The organism is Phenylobacterium sp. LjRoot219, assembly GCF_964252995.1.
Taxonomy (GTDB): Bacteria; Pseudomonadota; Alphaproteobacteria; order Caulobacterales; family Caulobacteraceae; genus Phenylobacterium.
The window spans coordinates 1729733-1751035 of the sequence record NZ_CAXUQI020000001.1 but is presented as its reverse complement, the minus strand read 5'-3'; the positions used below and the strand labels follow the sequence as shown (position 1 = coordinate 1751035).

At 70.7% G+C, this 21303-nt stretch carries 18 protein-coding genes; 5 read left to right on the top strand and 13 right to left on the bottom strand.

Annotation, left to right across the window (positions count from 1 at the left end; translation table 11 throughout):
* Positions 1-30 precede the first annotated feature (30 nt).
* Positions 31-909, top strand: a complete 879-nt coding sequence (phhA, locus tag ACSQ14_RS08650) for a phenylalanine 4-monooxygenase (RefSeq protein WP_436011698.1) — start codon at positions 31-33, stop codon at positions 907-909.
* Here phhA and ACSQ14_RS08645 read toward each other — a convergent pair.
* Positions 903-5084 (bottom strand): translocation/assembly module TamB domain-containing protein, encoded by a 4182-nt coding sequence (locus ACSQ14_RS08645; protein WP_436011696.1) that lies wholly within the window; start codon positions 5082-5084, stop codon positions 903-905. The two genes, phhA and ACSQ14_RS08645, sit on opposite strands and share 7 nt — an antisense overlap.
* Complete coding sequence (locus ACSQ14_RS08640) at positions 5081-6859, bottom strand: autotransporter assembly complex protein TamA (protein ID WP_436011694.1); 1779 nt, start codon at positions 6857-6859, stop codon at positions 5081-5083. The genes ACSQ14_RS08645 and ACSQ14_RS08640 overlap by 4 nt, the downstream gene beginning before the upstream one ends.
* A 352-nt stretch (positions 6860-7211) precedes the next feature.
* Here ACSQ14_RS08640 and ACSQ14_RS08635 point away from each other — a divergent pair, with 352 nt between their 5' ends.
* The 3 genes from ACSQ14_RS08635 (at position 7212) to ACSQ14_RS08625 (ending at position 9563) form a co-directional block, all read left to right on the top strand.
* The gene (locus tag ACSQ14_RS08635; RefSeq protein WP_436011692.1) at positions 7212-7553 is read left to right on the top strand and encodes a hypothetical protein; all 342 of its coding nucleotides are present in this window, start codon (positions 7212-7214) and stop codon (positions 7551-7553) included.
* Between the two features lie 68 nt (positions 7554-7621).
* A complete protein-coding gene (locus ACSQ14_RS08630) occupies positions 7622-8278 on the top strand; it encodes a DUF7796 domain-containing protein (protein WP_436011690.1) in 657 nt (218 codons plus the stop codon).
* A gap of 58 nt (positions 8279-8336) precedes the next feature.
* A complete protein-coding gene (locus ACSQ14_RS08625; protein WP_436011688.1) occupies positions 8337-9563 on the top strand; it encodes a PQQ-dependent sugar dehydrogenase in 1227 nt (408 codons plus the stop codon).
* Here the strand turns inward: ACSQ14_RS08625 and ACSQ14_RS08620 are convergent.
* From ACSQ14_RS08620 to ACSQ14_RS08600, 5 genes are all read right to left on the bottom strand, one after another.
* Positions 9547-10026, bottom strand: a complete 480-nt coding sequence (locus ACSQ14_RS08620; protein WP_436011686.1) for a GNAT family N-acetyltransferase — start codon at positions 10024-10026, stop codon at positions 9547-9549. The genes ACSQ14_RS08625 and ACSQ14_RS08620 overlap by 17 nt on opposite strands.
* A gap of 38 nt (positions 10027-10064) precedes the next feature.
* Entirely contained in the window at positions 10065-10655 is a 591-nt protein-coding gene (locus ACSQ14_RS08615; protein ID WP_436011684.1) for a DUF4893 domain-containing protein, read from the bottom strand.
* A gap of 99 nt (positions 10656-10754) precedes the next feature.
* Positions 10755-13154 carry a TonB-dependent receptor gene (locus tag ACSQ14_RS08610; RefSeq protein WP_436011682.1) on the bottom strand — a complete coding sequence of 800 codons (2400 nt, stop codon included), beginning with the start codon at positions 13152-13154 and terminating at the stop codon, positions 10755-10757.
* Positions 13155-13308: 154 nt separating this feature from the next.
* Positions 13309-13998: a response regulator transcription factor gene (locus ACSQ14_RS08605; protein WP_436011680.1), complete on the bottom strand. Its 690-nt coding sequence runs from the start codon at positions 13996-13998 to the stop codon at positions 13309-13311.
* Positions 13995-15521 carry a DUF4118 domain-containing protein gene (locus ACSQ14_RS08600; RefSeq protein WP_436011678.1) on the bottom strand — a complete coding sequence of 509 codons (1527 nt, stop codon included), beginning with the start codon at positions 15519-15521 and terminating at the stop codon, positions 13995-13997. Before ACSQ14_RS08600 ends, ACSQ14_RS08605 begins: the two co-directional genes overlap by 4 nt.
* A 124-nt stretch (positions 15522-15645) precedes the next feature.
* On the opposite strand from ACSQ14_RS08600, the gene ACSQ14_RS08595 reads away from it, so the two are divergent.
* Entirely contained in the window at positions 15646-17562 is a 1917-nt protein-coding gene (locus ACSQ14_RS08595) for a potassium transporter Kup (RefSeq protein WP_436011676.1), read from the top strand.
* Here ACSQ14_RS08595 and ACSQ14_RS08590 read toward each other — a convergent pair.
* The 6 genes from ACSQ14_RS08590 to ACSQ14_RS08565 form a co-directional block, all read right to left on the bottom strand.
* Entirely contained in the window at positions 17559-17897 is a 339-nt protein-coding gene (locus ACSQ14_RS08590) for a hypothetical protein (RefSeq protein WP_436011674.1), read from the bottom strand. The genes ACSQ14_RS08595 and ACSQ14_RS08590 overlap by 4 nt on opposite strands.
* Before the next feature lie 8 nt (positions 17898-17905).
* Positions 17906-18634 (bottom strand): glycosyltransferase family 2 protein, encoded by a 729-nt coding sequence (locus ACSQ14_RS08585; RefSeq protein ID WP_436011672.1) that lies wholly within the window; start codon positions 18632-18634, stop codon positions 17906-17908.
* Positions 18631-19260 (bottom strand): HAD family hydrolase, encoded by a 630-nt coding sequence (locus ACSQ14_RS08580; protein ID WP_436011670.1) that lies wholly within the window; start codon positions 19258-19260, stop codon positions 18631-18633. The genes ACSQ14_RS08585 and ACSQ14_RS08580 overlap by 4 nt, the downstream gene beginning before the upstream one ends.
* Positions 19257-19874, bottom strand: coding sequence for a hypothetical protein (locus ACSQ14_RS08575; protein WP_436011668.1), 618 nt, complete (start codon positions 19872-19874; stop codon positions 19257-19259). The genes ACSQ14_RS08580 and ACSQ14_RS08575 overlap by 4 nt, the downstream gene beginning before the upstream one ends.
* Positions 19875-20627 (bottom strand): glycosyltransferase family 2 protein, encoded by a 753-nt coding sequence (locus ACSQ14_RS08570; RefSeq protein WP_436011666.1) that lies wholly within the window; start codon positions 20625-20627, stop codon positions 19875-19877.
* Between the two features lie 63 nt (positions 20628-20690).
* On the bottom strand, positions 20691-21299 hold the full coding sequence (locus ACSQ14_RS08565; protein ID WP_436011664.1) for a hemerythrin domain-containing protein: 609 nt from the start codon (positions 21297-21299) through the stop codon (positions 20691-20693).
* Between the last annotated feature and the right edge of the window lie 4 nt (positions 21300-21303).

Below are 21303 nucleotides of genomic sequence, written 5' to 3'. Positions count from 1 at the left end.
CTTGCCGGCCAACGGGGCCATTCTTCAGCCATGAGCGCAGATGGCTTTGCCGGCGGGCCGCCGCCCGGCGCGCGGCCCGATTGGACCATCGACCAGGACTGGCGTGGCTACACCCAGGCCGAGCATGAGGTCTGGCTCACCCTCTATCAGCGGCAGGTCGAGCAACTGCCCGGGCGGGCCTGCGCGCCGTTCCTCAAGGGGCTGGAGGCGCTGGACCTGCACCGCGCCGGCATCCCCGAATTCGCGCGGATCAACGAAGAGCTTCGACGACTCACCGGCTGGAGCGTGGTGGCGGTGCCCGGACTGGTGCCGGACGAGGTGTTCTTCGACCACCTGGCCAACCGCCGCTTCCCGGCCGGGCGTTTCATCCGCAAGCCGGAGCAACTCGACTACCTGCAGGAGCCGGACGTCTTCCACGACGTCTTCGGCCACGTGCCGATGCTGACCGACCCGGTGTTCGCCGACTACATGCAGGCCTATGGCGAAGGCGGGCGACGCGCCCAGGGGCTCGGTCGGCTGACCAACCTCGCCCGGCTCTACTGGTACACGGTGGAGTTCGGCCTGCTGCAGACCGCCGAGGGCCTAAGGATCTACGGCGCGGGCATCGTCTCCAGCCACGCCGAGAGCCGGTTCGCGCTGGACGATCCCTCGCCCAACCGCATCGCCTTCGACCTGGAGCGGGTGATGCGCACGCCCTACCGCATCGACGACTTCCAGCAGGTCTATTTCGTGATCCCGTCGCTGGAGGCGCTGCTGGCGGCGAGCCTGCAGGATTTCGGCCCCCTCTACGCCCGGTTGGCCGACGCGCCGGACATCCCGATCACCGCGATCGTCGAGAGCGACCGCGTGCTCACCCGCGGCTCCCAGGCCTACGCTGCCGAAGCCGCGCGCCGCGACGCAGCTCAGTAGTCGCGCCGCCAGCGCACCGACATCTTGGCGCCCGCAGTGCCGCCGACCAGCGAGACGATCGACAGCTGCCGCCGCACCCGCCACTCCACCTGCGCTGTCGGGCCTTCGCGGCCGCCGCCGGTGATCTCCAGATAGACGTTGTCGGTGATGTACTTGCCGCCGGAGACGGTGACCCCGCCGGCGGCCTCGTCGCCGCCGCCCACCGCCAGCCGGTCGAGGCCGGCGAAGGCGCGCAGGTTGCCGATGATGTCCATGCCGCCGCCGCTCGCCATCGAGGACAGCGCCGCGGCCAGCTGAGCGGCTTCCAGCGGCGACAGCTGCGAGGCCGAGGCTCCGAACAGCACCTGCGACAGCACCTCGTCGCTCGGCAGGCTGGGCACCGAGCTGAAGGTTATCTCCGGCTTGGCCGCGGTGCCGCGGATCCGCACGATGGCGGTCAGTGTCGGGTCCTCGCGCGTGGCGCTGAGGTCCAGGCGGATGTCGCGCGGCCGCGTCGACAGGTGCACGACGCTGGTGTTGTCGAACTCGAAGCGCTTGCCGGCGAAGTCGTAGTCGCCGCGCACTACCTGCGCGACCCCGCTCAAGGTCGGGCTCGCCGTCGTGCCGCCGACATGGGCGTCCAGCGACAGCTCGACGTTCAGGCCACGCCCGCGAATGAAGATCTGGTCCGGGGCCCGCAGCCGAACATCCAGCGCCCACCCGCCGCTGGCGGGCCGCCGTGCGACCGGTTCGGACGCGATCATCGACGGCGGCCGGTTCTTCTCAATCACCTCCATGTTGACCACGGTGGTGCCGGTCGGCAGCTGCGGCGCGACGTCGGCCCGGTCGATGGTCAGCGCGCCGGCCAGCTTCACCTTGCCGTCGGCCGCGCGGTTGATGGTCGCCTGCCCGCTCGCCGAGGCGGTCGCCAGCTCGTTGTCGATCAGCCGGAAGCGTCGCAGATCGAGCCGGAAGGTGGAGACGCCCTGACGCTCCAGGCTGATGCGCCCGGCGCCTGCGACCGTGCCGCCGTGGCCGTCGACGCCGCGCGCCTGGGTGACGTCGACCGCGTCGTGGTTGAACTTGGCCTCGACCGCAAGGTCGCGCAGCGACAGGCCGGTGGAGCCGTCGTCGAACCGCCCGCCGGTCACCGTCAGGGCGCCGAGCGCCTGCGGATCGGCGAGCGTGCCGCCGATGGTCCCCTGGGTCTGCACCACGCCGGACAGGCTCCGCTCGCCGCCGACCAGCAGGTCCCACAGCGGACGGATCTCGCCGCTGGCGAAGAACTTGCCGCTCATCGGCTGCTGACGGGCGATCGCCAGCCGGAACGGCGCGGCCGAGGCTTCGGTCGGCAGCACCAGATTGGCGTTGGCCTTCAGCCCCATCCCGTCGTTCGCCGTCGCATCGAGGGTCAGGGCGGAATCCGTCAGCCGTCCGCGGATCACGCTGTCGAGGCCGCTGGCGGCCGGCGCGCCGCGCCCGCGCGCGCCGGCGAGCTTGGCGTCGAGCACGCCCTCCAGCTGATCGCCGCGGCCCTGGAGGCTGACGGTCGCGTTGACCTCGCCGGTGAGATCTTCGTCGAGCATGCTCAGGCTGACCCCGGCCAGCTGCGCCTTCACCTCGGCGTCGTCCTTCGACAGCCGTCCGTCCAGGTTGATGCGGCCGCCCTCGCCGGTGGCGAGGCGCACATGCGCGCTGCGCTCCGATCCGACGAAGCGGAACGTCGCCGCCTCGACCGTACGCGCCTCCCGCTCGCCCAGCCGGCCGGCGCCCTCGAAGCTGACCGCATAGCCCGGTTGCAGCTGGGTGAGCACGCCGTCGCCGGCGAGCGCGAACTTGTTGGCGTTCACGCCCGTCGCGCCGGTCGCGTTCAACGCATACGGCAGCCGCGCCAGCGGCCCGTCCGCGCTGAGCTGGGCGACCGCGATCGTGAAGGTCGAGCCCGGCATCCGCGCGGCTTCCGCCGTCAGCTTCAGCTGCGCCCGCGGGCCGCCCACGGCGTCGACGATCCGAACCGTGCCGGCGACCTTGCCGGTCTCCAGGAAGGCCCCGCGCCCGACGGCGAGGGTCAGGTCGGCGGCCGACGGCGTGCTCCGGCGCAGCGACGCCGAACCGGCCGCCTTCACGCCGGCGGCGTCGATCGCCAGGTCCGACAGATCCACCCCGCCCCGCGGGAAGGCGAAATCGGCGCGGGCCTTCGCCTTGCCGTACTCGCTGTCAGCGACAACCGCGATCATCCCGCTCGCGCCATTCGGCCGGCGCAGGAAGCTCAAGGTGAGATGGGCGTTCTGCAGCGGCAGCCGCGGCAGGTCGACGGCGGCGATGTCCGCCAGCAGGTCGACACGCGGCGCGCTGAGCGTGCCGGTCAGCGCGCCGGCGCCCTTGGCCTTGCCGGTCACCTCCACCGGTCCGGCGCGGAACGGTCCCTGCGCATTCCAGTCGAGCTTGAAGCTGAGCTTGCCGTCCTGGCCCATCACGCCGGCGCCGGCGGCGTTCATCGCCGTCCCGTCCAGGCTGGCCCGGGCGATCGACAGCCGCCGGCCCTGCAGCGCGCCCTGTACGGCGAGCCTTGGGCGGGCGCCGAGCAATCGGTCGAGCTCGGCGAAGCCGGTGGCGAATTTCTCGCCTGCGGCGTCGAGCTTCAGGTTCCAGGGCTGGCCCGCGCGGCTTTGCGCCGCCGACCACTCGAGCCGCGCCGCGCCGCTGGCCCCGGCTCGCGCCGCGGCCAGGTTCGAGAGCTGCGCGTCGCCCTTGAGCGAGAGGCCGCCCAGCAGGCTGCGCCCGCCGCTCGCCTGCGCCCTCAATCCGGCGCCGGAGACGTCCAGCTGGCGCAACGACAGTCGTCCATCGGCCAGCCTGGCGGCGTCGAGCGAGGCACGCGGCGCGGCCCCCAGCAGGGCGGCGACCAGGCCGGATCCGACGCCGCCCCGGGCGGCCAGCTGCGCCTTGACGCCGACGCCGCTCGGGTCGCGAGTCAGCTCCAGCGGGCCGGACACCTGCTGCAGCCGATAGCCAGCGAACTCCAGGCCGCTGGCGGTGGCGGTCCCGGCGAAGCTCTGCCGCTTGCCCTTGGCGGTCAGCACGCCGCGGATCTGCGCCGGGCCCATCTGCGGCCCGCCGGTGATCCGCGAGAGCGCCGGGGTGGTCGCGGTCAGACTGATCCCCTGCGGGCCCAGCCGCCGCTCGCCGAGGTTGGCCAGGCCCTGGGCCTGAATCGTCAGGTTCTCCGCAGCGGCCTTGAGCGTCAGCGCGTGGAAGTCGGCGCCGCTTTTCGTGCCGCTCAGGTCGAACCTGACTTCCGGCCCCAGCCGTCCGGCCCAGGGGGCGGTCAGGCTGGAGGCGGTCAACGCGACACGCCCCCTGGCCTGCCCGCCCTGCGGCGTCCAGGCCCCGGAGGCCTCCAGCGGCCGGGTCGCGCCGGAGAGCAACAACGCATTGAACCGGCCCGCCGAGATCTGTCCGCCGGCCTCGACCCGCAGCAGGAACGGCTGGTCGGCCGGGAGCCCCAGGGCGCCGGCAAGCGCGCCGCCGTTGGCCTCGGCGGCGTCAGCCAGCACCACCAGCGGCCGCTTCTTGTCGATGTCGAACTGGACGTTCAGCCGGTCGCCGGGCGTGAGCAGGCTCTTCGCCTGCACCGCGCCGCGCACCCCGCCACGCCGGGGCACCGCCAGGTAGAGGCTGACGTCATAGACGCCGCGCCGCGCGCTGAACTCGGGCAGGAACTCGATGCGCGCCTTGGCCTGGTCGATGAAGAACGAGACCGGCATGCCGCCCGCTTCGCCCTTCGGCGACAGCGTCGGGCGGCGGATCAGGCGCAGGGTCTCGACCTCGATCTGGTCGGCCTGGAACCGGCGGAGCAGCAGCTGGGCGTAGCGCCAGCGCATGTGCAGGTTCTCGGCCTCGAGCCAGACGCCTTTCTCGTCGCGGATGGTGAGGCGGCGGATACGGAAGTCGCGCCAGACGTCGCCGCTCAGGCCCTCGACGCGCAGTTGGCCGAACCGGCCGACCTTCAGTCCGTCGGTCCGCGCCTCGATCAGCAGCCGCGCCTGCGGCAACAGCACGCCGTAGCGGGTTCCGAGGATCAGGGCGCCGAACAGCAGGATCAACCCGAGGCTGACGGCGAGGATCACCTTGGGCAGGCGCGAGGCCCGTCGGACCGCCTCAGGCGGCGGGGCGGTGTCTGGCCCCTCGCTCAAAAGCTTTGTCCGATGCTGACGTAGACCTGGATCGGCGAGCCGCCCCGCCGCTTGGCGACGGGCGTGGCGATGTCGAACCGGATCGGGCCGAACGGCAGGTTGTAGCGAACGCCCAGCCCTGCCCCGACGCTGAGGTTCTTGAATTCCGGATAGCGCTCCAGACCGACGTCGCCGGCGTCGACAAAGGCGACGACGCCCCAGGGGCCCCTCACGCGGTGACGGACCTCGATCGAGCCCTCGAACAGCGAAATCCCGCCTTCCGGCGTGCCGTCCTCCAGCCGGGGCCCGACGGCCTGATAGGCGAAGCCGCGCACCGAGCCGCCGCCGCCGGCGTAGAACCGCTGCGGCGCGGGAATGTCGTCGACCGTGCCATCGTGCAGGATGGTGCCGACCCGCGCGCGCCCGGCGAGCACGGTGCGCGCGCTGCGGTCGAGCGGCAGGTAGGCGGAGACCTGGGTCTGCAGCCGAAGGTACGGCATGGTGCCGTCTCCGGTGAGGAAGGTCGGGTCGCCGGTGCCGCTGAGGCGCCAACCGCGCTTCGGGTCGAGCGCGTCGTCGGAGCGGTCGAGGTAGAAGCTCCCATGCAGCGCGAAGGTGCCGATGTTGCGCCCGAGCGGAGTGAGCGTGCGGACGGTCACCTCGTCGGTCTGGCTGTAGTCGGCTGAGACCCCGAGCGAGACATAGGACGTCCTGCCGTAGCGCCGCTGGATGTCGGCCCGCGCGCCGACGCCGGTCTGATCGTAGGCCTTGGTGTTCTCGTTGTAGGCCTCGGCGCCGAGCGTCAGGGTCTGGGCCGGCCTGCGCCAGTGCGGCAAGGCCAGACTGCCGCCCGCCCGGCTGTCGATGCCTGAGAGGCGGCCATATAGCGTCAGGGTGTCAGCGCGCCGCAGGCTGTTGTAGCGCGTCCAGCGCAGGTCGAGGCCGAAGCCTTCCTCGCTGGCGTAGCTGGCGCCGGCTTCGATCGTCCGTGGCTTGCGTTCCGCCAGGCTGACCATGACCGGCCGCAGGCCGTCGGGCGTGGCCTTCGCCGGCGGCGCAAGCGAGACCGTCACGGAATCGAAGACGCCCGGATCGAGCAGCCGCCGCTCAAGTTCGGCGACCAGTTCGGGACTGTAGGTCTGCCCCGATCGCCAGGGCGCGAGCTTCTCGACCCAGCGCGGATTGGTGCGTCCGTCGCCGCTGACCTGCAGGCCGTCGAGCCGCACCTGGCCGCCGGCGGCGATATGGAAGGTGGGCTGCACCGTTCGCGTGGCGTGATCGACGATCACCCGCCGCGGCTCGGCCTTGGCGTCGGCGTAACCCGCTTGGTCCAGCGCCGAGACGATGCGCCCCTCGGCGCTGACCACGTCCGCCGCGCGGCCAGGACGCCCGACCTGCAGCCGCATCGCCTTCGCCGCCGCGGCCTCGACGCCCGCCGCCGGCGGTTTCCCGCTCCAGTCGATTTTCGGCGCCGCCAGCGTGAACTGCGGCCCCGGGGTGATCACCACCCGCGGCGTCGGCGCGTCGCCTTCGCCCACTTCGGGCCGGACGTCGTATTCGTAATAGCCTTCGGAGCGCAGCACCGAGACCGAAGTCTCGGCGGCGTCGCGCGCCCGGCGGCGGGCCTCGAAGCGGTTGTCGACCGGCCTCTCCGACTGGCCGATCTCGGAGACCAGCAGAGCGCGCAGCGCATGGTCCATCTCGCCTTCGACCACCGCGCGCGGCTGGTCGGCGAACGCCACGGTCGGGGCGATGATGGCCGCTGAGGCGGCGACGGCCAGGACCAGTCGACCCAAGCTACAGTTTCCCAATACGGCCCCGCTTTGGTGTAGCCGCGCAGCGGGGACGTGTCGACGGCTGCGGCCTAGCTTCCGTTGAGCGGAACGCTTGGGAATGGCCGCGCGATCATTGGCTCTGGTCACCCGGGCGGCGAGGGTCGGCGAGAGGCCGCTGCGGCGGGAAAGCGCTCTTGCGATAACGCTTTGACCCACCGTCCGAAATGGGGCCGGGATCGGCGCGCCAGTAGGCCGTCGTAGCCCGCCGCAGCGAGTGGAAATCTAAGCACGCGGTCGCAGCGGCGCAAACGCCCGCCATGAAACCGCAGACGCAGATCGGTGTTGCTGCATCAGGCGTACGGCGAGGCTCAGGATGGCCAGGAAGACCAAGGTTCCCAAGAAGATCGCCGGCGTGAAGCTGCCCAAGCCGCTGCGGCGGGGTTTGCGCGACCTGGCGGCCAGCGGGTCTGGGCGCCTAGTGCTGGTCGAGGCGCTCGCTGCGGCCGGCGCGGCGCTCGCCGCGGCCCAGGCGCAGCCAGGCCCGACGCCCCGCAAGCTCGGCGCGGCGAAGACGCCCAAGGCCGCCGACGGCCGCGCCGCGGCCGCGCTGGCGCTGGAGCAGGCCGTCCGCGCCTTCACCGACGCGTTGCGCCTCGACCGGCCGGCAGATGCGCTACCGCCGGCCGCCCCGCCCCCGTCCACCGTCACCCACTAGGAGCGGCGTCCTACAGCCGCGCCGAATCGAGCAAAAATCCCGGCCTGTCAGCGGGGGGATGGATCAGGATGCGGATTGCGGTGTGCCTTTCCGGCGCGGAGCGGCTGGAGAGCCCGGCCATCACTCATCTGGCGCGCAACCTGCCAGCGGACGCCGAGATCGACTGCTACGCCTTCTTTTGGGAGGGCGGTCCGCTGAGCGACGAGGCGGCGCTGGAGCAACTGATCGCCCAGAAGACCGAGGGCCGCTTCCGCTCTGTCGAGGTGCAGGTCGGGCGCAACTTCACCATGGATCTGAACATCCAGATCCAGAAGTACCCGGAGACCAACGTCGAGAACGTCGTCCGGATGTACCGCGGGATCCGGCGCTGCAACGACATGAAGCTGCGCCGTGAGCTGACCGGGGGCTTCCGCTACGACCACGTCATCCGCACCCGCGCCGACGTGCAGCTGGCCAGCCCGCTCGACCTCGGCAAGTTCATGCCGCTGACCCGCGAGTTCATCGTCTTCCCGGAGAACGGTCACTGGCGCGGCGGGCTGAACGACCAGTTCGCCTTCGGCTCCTCCGAGAAGATGGACGTCTACTCGCTGGTCATCGACTACATCCCCGAGCACTGCGGCAACGGCTGCGTGTTCCACCCGGAGACCCTGCTGCGCTTCCACCTCAACCGGATGCAGGTGCTGCCGATCCTCGCGCCGATCACGGCGCAGCTCGTACGGAGCTGATCGCGGCTCGATCCGTTCACACCGGGCCGCGCTCTGGCCCCGCTCTGGAAGGACGAACATGCGCCACCCTGCCCTGTCCCTCGCCTTGGCCCTCGCCTTCGCCAGCCTCGGCGCAGGGTGCGCGAAGGCGGATTCCTCCGCAGGCCAGGCCGGCGCGCCGCTCGAGACCCGCCCCCCCAACAGCGACTACAAGCCCGCCTTCGCCGGCCAGACCCGCGCCCCCGCCGCGCGCAGCGAAATCGCGCTCGACGTCACGCCGGTGGTGACCGGCCTGGAGCGCCCTTGGGCGCTCGAGTTCCTGCCCGACGGCCGGATGATCATCACCGAGATCGAGGGCCGGATGCGGATCGCCGGTCGCGACGGCCGCTTGTCGGCGCCGGTGGCCGGCCTGCCGAGGGTCGACGCCCGCGCCCAGGGCGGCCTGCTCGACGTCGCCGTGGACCCCGATTTCGCCCGCAACCAGACGATCTTCTTCAGCTACGCCGAGCCGCGCGAGGGCGGCAACGGGACCGCGCTGGCCCGCGCCCGGCTGGTCGACGGCCCGCAGCCGCGGCTCGAGGAGTTGAAGGTCATCTTCCGCCAGATGCCGACCTTCGATTCGGCTCAGCACTTCGGCTCGCGGATCGTCTTCGCCCCCGACGGGACGCTGTTCCTGGGGCTGGGCGAACGCTCCCAGCCCGCCTCCCGTGTGCGGGCCCAGGACCTCGGCGCGCATTTCGGCAAGGTGGTCAGGATCAACAAGGACGGCACGGTCCCCGCCGACAACCCGTTCGTCGGCCGCGCGGGCGTCCAGCCGGAGATCTGGTCCTACGGCCACCGCAACATCCAGTCCGCGGCGCTGAACCCGACAACGCGGCAACTGTGGGTGATCGAGCACGGTCCGCGCGGCGGGGACGAATTGAACCTGGCCCAGGCGGGCAAGAACTACGGCTGGCCGGTGATCAGCTACGGGCTCGAATACAGCGGCCGGAAGATGCCGGGCGGCGCGACCGCCCGCGAGGGGATGGAGCAGCCGGCCTACTACTGGGACCCGGTGATCGCCCCTTCGGGCATGATCTTCTACACCGGCGACCTCTTCCCCGCGTGGCGCAACAACATCTTCGTCGGCGGTCTGGAGAGCGAGAAGCTGGTGCGGCTGGTCCTGGAAGGCGACCGGGTGGTCGGCGAGGAATGGCTGCTGCGCGATCAGGGGCAGCGCATTCGCGACGTGAACCAGGGCCCAGACGGCGCCCTCTACGTCGCCGTCGACGGCGGCTCGATCCTGCGGATCACGCCGAAGCGTTGAGCCCCGCGTTCAGCTCCAGATGCATGAACTGGTTGAACGCGCTCGCCTCGTAGTCGCCGAACGCTCCTCCGCTGACGAAGCCGCGCTGGCGGTAGAGCGCCAGCGCCGGCTCAAACGCCGGACCGCTTCCGGTTTCGAGGCTCAGCATGCGCAGGCCCAGGGCGCGGGCCTCGTCGATGATCCGCTCGAGCAAGGCCGCGCCGACGCCGCGCCGCAGGAAGTCGGGGTGGGTGCGCATCGACTTCACCTCGCCTTGCCTCGGGTCGAGCTGCTTCAGCGCCCCGACGCCGCAGACCTCGTCGCCGAGCCAGGCGCTCCAGACCGTCACCCCAGGCGCCTGCAGGCCAGTCAGGTCGAGCGCGAACACATGGCCGGGCGGCGAGCTCTCGTGCATGCCGCTGAGGTGCAGGCGCAGCAGAGCCCGGGTCGCTTCGCTGGAAAGATCATCGCTGCGGATCTGCATGCGGGGGCCCGTTCGAGGTGGCGGATTCGACCGCCACCTCAGCGGCTGAGCTCGAGGATGTCCAGGGTCGACTCCTGCTTCGGCCAGGGCAGCACCAGCCGGTAGCGCTGCGCGCCGATCCGCTCGAACACCCCGACCTGATCGCGCTCCGGATCGCGGCCGTAGCGCGCTGGGCCCTCGTCGCCCCAGGCGACGGCCCCGAGGTAGGCCAGCCGTCGCGAAGTATCGGGATAGAGATGGCCGATCGGCCGCTGCGAACCGGTGGTCTTACGCAGGATCAGGTCGCCGCCGGGCGTCAGCTCGACCTGGCAGCGGAACCAGCCATAGGTGATCAGGCCCGCACCCTGGTCGGCGCCGCCGATCCCAAGCTTCACGGTGCGGCAGCGATAAGCGCCCGGCGTGGGCTGCGGCCGGGCCAGCGCCGCGTCCGGCTTCACCAGCGGCCCGAGCGCCTTGAGGTCGCGCGGCGACGACGACGCCTGGCGCAGGGCCGTGCGCCAGGCCGCGTCGAGGCGCGACAGGCGCTGGCGGTCGGCTGCCGTCGCGTCCTGCCTCCAGTCGGCCGAAGCGGCGAACGCGCTGGTGGCGGCGGTCAGCGCGAGTAGGCCGGCGAGGATGGCGGACTTCATGGCGGGCTCCCCGATCAATCGACCCTAGGATGCGCCGCCGGCATGAACCCGCGCTGACTGCGGCCGGAACGGCGGACACCGCCCCGGCCGCGCCGAGCGTCAGAACTTCGCGGAGAGCTCCAGCCCATAGGTCCGGGGCTCGCCGACGGCGGCGTTGTTGGTGCCGAGCGACGCGCCCAGCGGGATGCCGCCCGTGAAGTAGGTCTTGTCGGTGAGGTTCTTACCCCACAGCGCCGCCGACAGGTTGGTGCCGCCGATGTTGTCCCAGCCGAGGCGGGCGTTCAGCAGCGTGTAGCCCGGCAGCTTGGTGCCAGGCGTCAGCGAGGCGGCCGAGCTCGAGAAGTAGACATGGGTCTGGGCGTAGGCCTCGCCGCGCAGGGTGAACTGGCCGAGGTCTTCGCTGTCGTGCAGCGTCGCCTGAGCGTAGACCACACCCGACGCTTCCGGCGTATCCGGGAACGGGCCGTAGCTGAAGGCGGTGCCGAACAGCTCCACGTCGGGGTCGGTGAACTTGGCCTTCACGAACGAACCCGACGCGCCGAGCTCGAGCCAGGAGGTCGCCAGGATGCTGGAGTCGATCTCCAGCCCGTAGACCTTGGCCTTCGGCACGTTGACGGTCACGGCGATCGAGCCGCCCGGGACCGCCGGGAATTCGACCCGCTGGATGTCCTGGATCCACTGGTAGAAGGCCGCGACGTTCAGGGTCGCGGGCCGGCCCGCGACCTCGCCGCGGAACTTCACGCCGCCTTCGATGTCCTGGGTGTGCTCGGAATCGAAGCGGTTGCCGCCGCCGGCGGCGTCGGTGTTGACCGGCGGCGCGGCGCCGTTGAAGCCGCCGCTGCGGAAGCTGCCGCGGGTCTTGATGTAGGTCAGCACCTCAGGCGTGGCCTGGTATTCCAGACCGACTTCCCAGCTCGGATCGCTGAACTTGCGCGACTGCTCCGGGGCGCCGAAGTAGCTGGAACCCGCGATGTGCCGGAACTTCACCCGCTCCCAAGTGTAGCGCAGGCCGGCGGTGAAGCGCAGGCCCTCGACGCTGGTCAGGTCGCCGAGGTCGTAGGTGCCCTGGGCATACAGCGCCTGGGTCCGGTTCTGGGTCCGGTAGGCCGAGGTGACGTTGGTCGGCGCCAGCAACGGGCTGACGTCGAAGTAGACCTGCGGCCAGCTGGTGTCGACCGTCAGGTCCTGGAAATAGCCGCCGATGATCCAGGTCAGGTGGTTGTCGAACGACTGGCCCTGCAACTGCAGCTCTTCCGAGACCGAGTTGGCGAGCTGCCGGTTGCCGTTCTCGCCGGTGGCGAGGTTGCGGCTGAGGAACACGCCGAACGGCGCGCCGACGCCGCCCTGCTCGCTGCGGTACCAGGACCGCGACAGGCCGAAGATGTTGCGGACCGTCAGGTTGTCGTTGGCCTCGAAATTGGTGACGTTCGACAGGAACCAGTCGTTGCCCTGGTGCTTCGAGCCGCCGACGTAGTTGGTCTTGTACGGCCCAAGGCGCTTCTGTTCTTCGAGATAGTCGAGGATGCCCGGCGCGTAGGCGCCGGGATGCGCGGCGAGATACCGGTCCCAGGACCCCGGCCCGAAGGTGGCGTTCACCGTTTGCGGTGTGAACAGCGCCGCGGCCGCGCAGTTCAGGGTGGCGCCGTTGTTCGTCGCCCCGCAGGGGTAGACGTTGTAGACATAGGACGCGCCGGTGTTGGTGCCGCCGGCGTGCGAGTACTGGAACATGCTGGTGTTGGTCAGCCGCTCGGTCGGCTGCAGCGTCAGGCTCACGCGACCGCTCTGGCGATCGATGATGCCCTTCTCGTCCCCGTTGAACAGGTCGTGAATGTAGCCGGCGCGCTCGATGACGTTGAACGCGCCGCGGAACAGGACCTTGTCCTCGACAATCGGAACGTTGATCGCCCCTTCGACCTCGCGCAGCTCGAGGTTGCCGACCCGCATGCGGAACGAGGCCTCGAGATCGTTGGTCGGCTTGGCGGAGCTGTAGAGCACCGCGCCGCCGGTCGCGTTACGGCCGAACAGCGTGCCTTGCGGCCCTTTCAGGACCTGGATGGACTCCATGTCGAACAGCGAGCTCGCCGCCGAGACGGTCAGCGGCACTTCGTTGAGGTAGGCGACCACCGCCGAGGGCGACCCGGAGAAGGTGTCCGCGGTCTGGCCGCGGATCGAATAGGTCAGATTGTTGTTGCCCTGGGTCTGCCGGACCGTGAAGCCCGGGGTGATCAGCTGCAGGTCGGAATCCGTGCGGATCGCGCGCTCGGCGAGCTCTTCGCCGCTGAATGCCGTGATCGCCGTCGGCACCCGCGAGATGTTCTCGCTGCGGCGGCGGGCGGTGACGATGAGCTCTTGCGTGACCGTCGGCGCCGCCTGTTGGGCGCCCTGGCCCTGCGCCTGCGCCCAGGCGAAGCCCGGCGTGCTCAAGATCGTGCTGGCGAGCAGAATGGAAGCCGTCAGGCCAACGTCGCGACGTTGGCGGTCGGTGGTCGAGCCGCGCATAGTCCCCCCTAGATTGCTGGGGCGAACCGGCTGCGGACTCCCGCCGCACTCGCTGAGCGCCCATCACGCTCACGGCTAACACGCGACTCAACAAGCTGAGCAGTCTGCAGCGGCAGGACTCCTTGCCTGCACTTGCAACCGAGACATGTGGCTCTCAGCCGTCCGCCTGCGCGACAAGCTCGTAGCCGACGCCCTGCACCGAGCGGATCAGCTCGGCGCCGATCTTCTGGCGCAGCTGGCCCATATAGACCCGCAGGTATTGGATCTCCGCCCCTTCGTCGCCCCACACCGCGGCCAGCAACGCCTTGTGGCCGACAGGGCGGCCGAGGCTGAGCGCCAATTCGCTGAGCAGGTCGAACTCCTTCGGCGTGAGGCTGACCGCCGCCCCGGCGACCGTGACCGCGCGGCGACCGAAGTCGATCTCCAGCGGCCCCGTGCGCACGACCGGGGTCGAGCCGCGGGCCTGGATCGCGTGGCGCAGGCCGGCGCGGATCCGCGCCAGCAGTTCGTCGACGCCGAACGGCTTTTGCACGAAGTCGTCCGCGCCGAGGTCCAGCGCCGCGACCCTCACCGCCTCGCCGCCTCGCGCGGAGAGCACCACGATCGGGGTCGCGGCCCGGCCGCGAATCTCCTCGATCACCGTGAGCCCGTCCCGGTCGGGCAGCCCCAGGTCCAGCAGCACCAGGTCGGGCGCATAGTGGGCGAACCAGCGCAGCCCCGCCGCCGCCGTCCGGGCGCTGATCGGCCGGTAGCCCGCCGCCTTCAGGGTGTGGACCAGGGCTGCGGTCAGGTTGAGATCGTCCTCGACGACCAGCACCGTCGCCGGATTGAGGCCGGCGCTCATCGGACCACCGCCGCGAGCGGAGCCCAGAGCCGGACGCGCGCGCCCTTGCCGTCGGGGCGGTTCTCGGCCTCGACCCGGCCGCCCTGCGCCTCAAGGAAGCCGCGCGCGATCGCCAGGCCCAATCCGGTGCCGGGCGGCCGCCCGTCGCCGTCCACGCCGCGGGTGAACTTGCCGAACAGCGCCTCGATGTCCGACGGAAAGCCAGGACCTTCGTCGCTCACCTCGATCCAACCCTGCGTTCCGTCGTCGCCGCTCGCCACCTGCACCGTCGAGTTCGGCGGCGCGTACTTGCTGGCGTTCTCCAGCACATTGGCCAGGGCGCTCTCGAACAGCGCCGGATCGACCATCAGCGGGGCGCCGTCCGTCGGCGTCATCAGCTCGACCTGCCGCCCGGCAAGGACCGGCGCGGCTCGGCGGGCGGCCTGGGCGACCAGCTCGCCCGGCGCGACGGGCTCGGGCCGCACGGCCAGCGCGCCAGCCTCCAGCCGGTTGACGTCCAGCAGGTTGACGACCATCGCGCTGAGCCGTGCGGTCTCCGCCTCGGCCACCCGCAGCAGCTCAGCGCGGGTCGCCGCATCGTGCGCCTCCCCGAAGCGAGCCAGGCTCTGCAGGGTGAGCAGGATGGTCGCCAGCGGCGTCTTCAGGTCGTGGGAGACCGCGGCCAGCAAGTCGGTCTTCAGCCGCTCGCGCTCGATCTCCAGCCGGCCCTGCAGCGCCTCGGCGGCGTAGGCCTCGCGATCGAGCGCCACCGCCAGATAGCCGCCGACGATCTCCACCAGCCGGTCCGGGGCCTCGGGACGCCCCTCCTCCCGCCCGGCGAAGCTCACCCCCACCACCGCGCGCCGGCGCTGATGGCTGAGGATCGGCCAGAAGTCGAAGCTCGACTCGTCGACCGGATAAGCCCCGCCGCGGGTCGGCAGCCGCGAGGCCAGCGCCCAGCGCGCCGCCTCGTCGTCGGCCGGCGCGGGCAGCCCGCCGGCGGTCGCGGCGCGCTCAAGGTCCTCACCCTGCTCGACATAGATCGCCGCCGGCGCCCGGAACAGCCGGGCGAGCGCCTCGGCGCAGGCGACGGTGATGCTGGCGCGATCCGCCGCCCCGACCAGGGCCCGCGCCAGCGCCTGCAGCGCATTGGCCTGTTCTGCGGCCTCCCAGGCCTTGATCGCCCGCCGGCGGGATTCCGCGGCGATCACACTGACCAACGCCGCGGTCAGCAGCAGCAGGCCCAGCGCCCACAGGTTGGCGGGCTCGGACACCCGCAGGCTCTGGCGCGGTTCGATCAGGAAGAAGTTGTAGGCGAGCACCCCGCCCACCGCCGCAGCCAGCGCCGGACCCCAGCCGAAGCTCGCGGCGGCGATCACCACGGGCAACACGAAGATCAGCGAGAGATTGGGCACGGGCGCCAACTGCTCGACGAGGAGCGCCGCCAGCGTCGCAGCCGCGACCAGCGCCAGCGCGCCGGCGTAACCGAGCAGGCCGGAGGGCCGCACGGGCCGCGGCGCCTCGAGGGATGATGTCAGGCTCATGGCGCGCTCCTTCGGCGCAGCTCTTCGCCGCCGAAAGAAGGCCCAGCCGGGCCTGCACGCAAGGCCTCCGCCCTGCAACCGCATGGGATCTTTATGCCGGCTGGGGGCAGAACCGCGGTCAGCCATGCTCCAGCAAACTGCTCCCCTCACGTCCGCCGAGCCCGCGACCAAGGCCTCCTGGCGCAGCTTCCTCGGCCTCGCCGTCGGATCGGCGGGCGTGGTCTACGGCGACATCGGCACCAGTCCGCTCTACGCCTTCAAGGAGTCGATCAGCCACCTGCGCGGCCCCGGCGGCGGCGTCGCGACCGCCGACGTGATCGGCGTGGTGTCGCTGATGCTCTGGACGCTGATCGTGATCTGCACGCTGAAGTATGTGCTGATCCTGATGCGCTTCGACAACCGCGGCGAAGGCGGCACCCTGTCGCTGATGGCCCTGGTGCAGAAGGCCGGCGGGCGCGGCGCGCGCCTGGTGCTGCTGATCGGCATGCTGGGCGCCGGCCTGTTCTTCGGCGACGCCGTGCTGACGCCGGCGATCTCGGTGCTCTCGGCGGTCGAGGGGCTCGAGGTGATCGAGGGCATCGGCCCGCACATCGCCCCGTTCGTCGCGCCGATCGCCATCGCCATCCTGGTCGGCCTGTTTCTGGTTCAGCAGCACGGCACCAGCGGCGTCGGCCGTTGGTTTGGCCCGATCTGCCTGATCTGGTTCGCGGCGCTGGCGGCGCTCGGCGCAATGTCGCTGGTCCAGGCGCCCGAGGTGCTGCAGGCGTTTGACCCGCGGCAGGGGCTGGCGCTGTTCGGCCGACACGCGGTGCTGGGGCCGGCGGTGCTGGGCTCGGTCTTCCTGTGCGTCACCGGCGCCGAAGCGCTCTACGCCGACATGGGCCATTTCGGCCGCAAGCCGATCCAGGCGACCTGGCTGGCGCTGGTCTTCCCGTGCCTGGCCCTGAACTACCTGGGCCAGGGCGCGCTGGTGTTGCGCGCGCCGCAGGCCGCGGCCAGCCCGTTCTTCCTGCTGGCCCCCGACTGGCTCCAGCTGCCGCTGGTGGTGCTGGCCACCGCCGCCACGGTGATCGCCAGCCAGGCGGTGATCTCCGGGGCCTTTTCGCTCGCCCAGCAGGGCGTTCAGCTCGGCCTGCTGCCGCGGCTGACGCTGCGCCCCACCTCGGAAGAGCACGCCGGCCAGATCTATGCGCCCCAGGTGAACTGGATCCTGATGATCGGCGTCGCCGCCCTGGTGCTGGGGTTCGGCTCCTCCAGCCGGCTGGCGCACGCCTACGGGATCTCGGTGGTCGGCGCGATGATCACGTCCTCGATCCTGGCGGTGGTCGCCATCCACCGGATCTACAAGCGGCCGATCTGGCAGGCGGTGCTCGCCTTTTCGCCCTTCCTGCTGCTCGAGGGCGCCTTCCTCGGGGCCAATCTGCTGAAGGTGGCGCACGGCGGCTACGTGCCGCTGCTGCTGGCCGGCGCGCTGATCTTCGTGATGTGGACCTGGAGCCAGGGCCAGGAGCGCCTCACCCGCGCCGAGCAGAGCGACCTGACGATCTCCGACGTGATCGCCATGCTGACGGCGCGGCCGCCGATGCGCGCCCGCGGCACGGCGGTGTTCCTGACCACCGCCCCCGGCAAGGTCCCGGCCTCGCTGCTGCACAACCTCAAGCACAACCAGGTGCTGCACGAGCACGTCGTGCTGCTGACTGTCCGCGTCGTGCGCCGCCCGCGGGTGCCGGACGCCGAACGGATCAAGGTGACGGACCTAGCGCCCGGCTTCAAGTCGCTGGTGCTGACCTTCGGCTATATGGAGACGCCGAACGTCGCCAAGGGCCTGACGCTGGCCCGTGCCCACGGCCTGAAGTTCGACATCATGCGGACGTCGTTCTTCGTCAGCCGCCGGACCCTGCTGCCGCGCCGCGCCAGGGGCCTCGCCCAGTTGCGGGACGCGCTGTTCATCTATCTGACGCGCAACGCCGTCCGCACCGCCGACTTCTTCCAGATCCCGCCCTCGCGGGTGGTCGAGCTCGGCGCCCAGGTGACGCTCTAGGCCGCCGGCGGCGTCCCGATCACGAACTTGTCGTCCTTCACCGACGGCAACTTCACCACCACGGTCACGCAGTCGGTGAGCGCGGTGAAGTCGGTCGCCTCGCCGGGCTCGATGGTCAGGATGTCGCCGGCTCCCCACTCCTGCCCGAGCATGCGCACCCGGCCGGAGACGATGGCGGTGAGTTCGGTCGCCACCGCGTGATAGTGGGCGCCCTCGTGATCGCCGGCGGCGTAGTGCTTGATCGCGACCTCGCACTGCTCGCTGCGAATGGCCGTCGGCGCGAAGTCGCCGACGAACCAGCCCTTGATCATGCCTTCCAGGCGGTCGTGCTTCATGGGGTGCTTCAGGCTCGGCGCGCTTCCAGCGCGTGCTCGTAGGCCTCGACCTGCGAAAGCGCCTTCAGCGGGTGGTACTGGTTAGCCGCCAGGGCGAAGGTGGCGATCCGCTTCTGCTCCAGGATCAGCTCGTTCAGCGCCGGGCTGATGAAGAAGCGCTCCTGCACCTGAGCGTCCTTCAGGATCATCTGCTGCAGGGCTTCGAAGAAGTCGCCGGCGCGGCGGAACCAGAAGAATCCGGCGTTGGCGGTGCGGCTGATCGGCCGCTTCTCGGCCGCCTCGGTGACCCAGCCCTCGGCGTCGGTGCGCACGTAGGAATAGCGCGGGTGCAGGCTCTCGAAGGTCATGACCCCGGCGTCGGCGCCGCGCTTGCGGAAGCCCTCAATCACCTGGGCGTAGTCGACGTCGATGTGGTCGGTCGCGCTGACGACGATCAGCTCGGCCTCCAGATCCATCTGGCCGACCGCCAGCATCGCGGTGCACGCCGCGCCGCGGGTGTCGCGACGGATCTCCACCACCGCGCAGTCCGGCGCCATCAGGCCGACGATATCCTTCAGATGGTAGCGCTCGACGTCGCTGCGGCGGAAGCAGAAGACGAAGCGCGCCTTGTCGAACGACAGCGCCCGGACCTGGCGCTCCAGCACCAGGCCACCTTCCATCTCCGACAGCCAGATCGGATAGGGATCGGCGGCGTTCGGGTCGATCGGGTCGCCAGCGGCGAGGATCAGGACGTTCATGCCGCCTCCCGGAGCGCCGCCTCGATGCGGCGGTCGATGTTGGCCAGGTTCACGTCGTTGACGTCGCGCACCACCAGCACGTGGGCCCCGGAGGCCCGGGCCGCCTGCAGGCCATGCTCGTTGTCCTCGACGATCAGAGTCTCGGCCGGCGTGACGCCGAGCTTGAGCATCGCCGACACGTAGATGTCCGGCGCCGGCTTCGGCCGCTCGACGTCCTCGTTGGACAGCATCAGGTCGAGGTACTTGGTCAGGTGCGCGCGCTGCATCATCGCCTCGACGGTGTTGCGCACTGAGTTGGAGGCCACCGCCAGCTTCAGCCCCCGCGCCTTCAGCGTCGAGAGCGCGAACTGGTGGATGAAGCTCGGTTTGCAGCGCGTGTTGACCATCTCCATCGTGTAGGTCTGCTTCAGCGCGTTCAGGAACGAGTGCAGCTCGCGCGGCAGGTCCTCGGTGGTCGAGAGGATCTCCAGCTTCTTCTTCGTCGGCAGGCCGTCGAAGGTGGTCAGGTGGTCGGCACGGCTGATCTCCAGGCCGAACATGCCCAGCGCCTTGTTCAGCGCCTCGTAGTGCCATTCCTTGGCGTCGATCAGGACGCCGTCCATGTCGAACACCACCGCCTTGATCATAGCTCGAGCGCCGCCTTCGCTTTTTCCGGCCAGTCGGTGCACAGCGTCACCGAGGCCTCCCCCTTCAGTTCGGTCAGCCTGTCCCAGAGCCTGGCGGGATCACGCCCGTGCAGCTCCGAGGAGACGACGCAGACCGCCTTGCCCGCATCCAGGTGCCGGCGGATCAGATCCGGCCTAATCCATTCATCATCGGCGAAAGAGTCCAGCCAGATTCCCGCGGCCTCGGCATAGAGGATCGGCTCCGGCTCGACGTCGCTGTGGCGGCTGTAGAACGGCAGGCCCTGGCGGGCAAACTGCACCGTCTGCGGGCCCGACATGTCGAAGGCGAACCACGGCGTGGCGCTCTCGGCGAAGGCCGCGCTCAGCAGCGGCGCGAGGCCGTCGGCCTTCACGTTCACCGCCAGCGGCAGGCCCGAGCCGTCGAACATCGCCAGCAGGTCGCGCCAGGCCATTTCCCCGCCCTTCGGCGGGTCATGGGCGACGACCAGGGTCCCGGCCAGGTCGCGGACGTCGGTTTCGGTGCCGAAGCCGGCCTGGATCGTCCGCTCGAACGCCGCGCGGCTGTTCTTCTCGGCCGGCTCCAGCCAATAGCCGCGGTGGCTGAGGATCTGCACCTAGGCGGCCACCCGGTCGGAGATCGGCAGGCTGAGGAACAGCGCCAGGTCCGACGGCACGCCCAGGCCGTACATGCCGGCCGCTTCCGCGCCGATGTTGTGGATGCCGATCTTCGCGCCCTTCTCGATCAGCATGTTGTAGACTGGGGCGACGTAGAACTCGCCGTTCACCCGCAGGTCCTTGGCGATCATCTCGCGCGCGGCGTCGGCGAAGTCGCGGCCGCGCGCGAAGTTGTAGACGCCCACCGTCGCCTCGTCGGAGATCGGAACTTTTTCGGCGACCTCGGTGACGAACCCCTGCCCGTCCACGGCGACGAAGGACCACTTCGGGTCGTCCGCGGTCATGGTCATGATCAGGCCGTCGGTCCCGGCCATGCCGTCGAGGTAGTCGTCGATCGCGACGTCCAGGTACTGGTCGCTGTTGGCGATCATCAGCGGGCTGTCGTCGAGGTAGTCGGCGGCCGTCAGCACGCTGCAGGCCGCGCCCTCGGTCACGCCGTCGAGCTGGACGATGGCGCAGCCCGGGGCCCAGGCGCTCAGCCGCGGCTCCAGGTCATAGGCCTTCACGTGCTCGCGCTGGCAGATGAAGACGAAACGGTGCGGCCGGCTGGGCCGCAGGTTGTCGATGACCAGCTTGATCATCGGCACGCCCTTCACCGGGATCAGCGGCTTCGGATCGGTGAAGCCGGCGTCGGCAAAGCGGCTGCCGCGGCCCGCCATGGGCACGACGATGGTGAGTGGCTTCTGCGACATGAGGCGATCCCGATTCGCCTCGGATTGTAGCGCCACGCGCGATTCGCGCCGAAACGACGCCGCTCAGAAATGGTTGGCCGGTGTCGCAGGCGTGTGCGGCCAGGTGGCTGTAAACGACCGCGGCTCGCCTTGCACCGGGCGGGCTGAGCCGGCGTAGCGCTCGAACTCCTCGCGGAACCGCGCCGTCAGGAACGCCGGATCGTCCTCGGACTGCTCCTTGAGTTCGAGGAACCAGTCGTTCTCTTCCTCATAGATGTGGTGCAGCACCGCGGTCCGGATGTGCTCGAGCTTTTCGCGCCAGTTGTCGCTGGTGGGCTCCATCCGCTCCAGGTCGGCCATGTGGATCTTGGCGGCGACCTGCTCGCTGTAGGCCCGGCCCGCGTCGCCGGTCTCGCCGGCCCGGGCGAGCGCCGGATAGAGCACGGCCTCCTCGGCCTGGGCGTGGGCGAGCAGCACCAGGGCCAGTTGCTTCAGCGCCTCGGTGCGCGCGGCCGGCTCGCGCGTGCGGCGACAGGCGTCGAAGGCGGCGCGGATCATGTCGTGATGATCGAGCGCCAGCGACAGCCAGTCGCCGGGGCGGGCGACGGTGCGGGCGGTCCGGGTCGCTTCGGCCCGGTCGAGTTCGCTTTCCGGCGGGGTGACGGCGGCGAGCGCCTTATCGAGGATAGACATGGGA

Coding starts and splice junctions, on each gene's coding strand:
- phhA (WP_436011698.1), top strand. CDS start 31: ATGAGCGCAGATGGCTTTGCCGGCGGGCCGCCGCCCGGCGCGCGGCCC.
- ACSQ14_RS08580 (WP_436011670.1), bottom strand. CDS start 19,260: ATGATCAAGGCGGTGGTGTTCGACATGGACGGCGTCCTGATCGACGCC.
- ACSQ14_RS08585 (WP_436011672.1), bottom strand. CDS start 18,634: ATGAACGTCCTGATCCTCGCCGCTGGCGACCCGATCGACCCGAACGCC.
- ACSQ14_RS08600 (WP_436011678.1), bottom strand. CDS start 15,521: ATGAGCCTGACATCATCCCTCGAGGCGCCGCGGCCCGTGCGGCCCTCC.
- ACSQ14_RS08620 (WP_436011686.1), bottom strand. CDS start 10,026: ATGCAGATCCGCAGCGATGATCTTTCCAGCGAAGCGACCCGGGCTCTG.
- ACSQ14_RS08595 (WP_436011676.1), top strand. CDS start 15,646: ATGCTCCAGCAAACTGCTCCCCTCACGTCCGCCGAGCCCGCGACCAAG.
- ACSQ14_RS08565 (WP_436011664.1), bottom strand. CDS start 21,299: ATGTCTATCCTCGATAAGGCGCTCGCCGCCGTCACCCCGCCGGAAAGC.
- ACSQ14_RS08570 (WP_436011666.1), bottom strand. CDS start 20,627: ATGTCGCAGAAGCCACTCACCATCGTCGTGCCCATGGCGGGCCGCGGC.
- ACSQ14_RS08635 (WP_436011692.1), top strand. CDS start 7,212: ATGGCCAGGAAGACCAAGGTTCCCAAGAAGATCGCCGGCGTGAAGCTG.
- ACSQ14_RS08605 (WP_436011680.1), bottom strand. CDS start 13,998: ATGAGCGCCGGCCTCAATCCGGCGACGGTGCTGGTCGTCGAGGACGAT.
- ACSQ14_RS08615 (WP_436011684.1), bottom strand. CDS start 10,655: ATGAAGTCCGCCATCCTCGCCGGCCTACTCGCGCTGACCGCCGCCACC.
- ACSQ14_RS08610 (WP_436011682.1), bottom strand. CDS start 13,154: ATGCGCGGCTCGACCACCGACCGCCAACGTCGCGACGTTGGCCTGACG.
- ACSQ14_RS08590 (WP_436011674.1), bottom strand. CDS start 17,897: ATGAAGCACGACCGCCTGGAAGGCATGATCAAGGGCTGGTTCGTCGGC.
- ACSQ14_RS08630 (WP_436011690.1), top strand. CDS start 7,622: ATGCGGATTGCGGTGTGCCTTTCCGGCGCGGAGCGGCTGGAGAGCCCG.
- ACSQ14_RS08625 (WP_436011688.1), top strand. CDS start 8,337: ATGCGCCACCCTGCCCTGTCCCTCGCCTTGGCCCTCGCCTTCGCCAGC.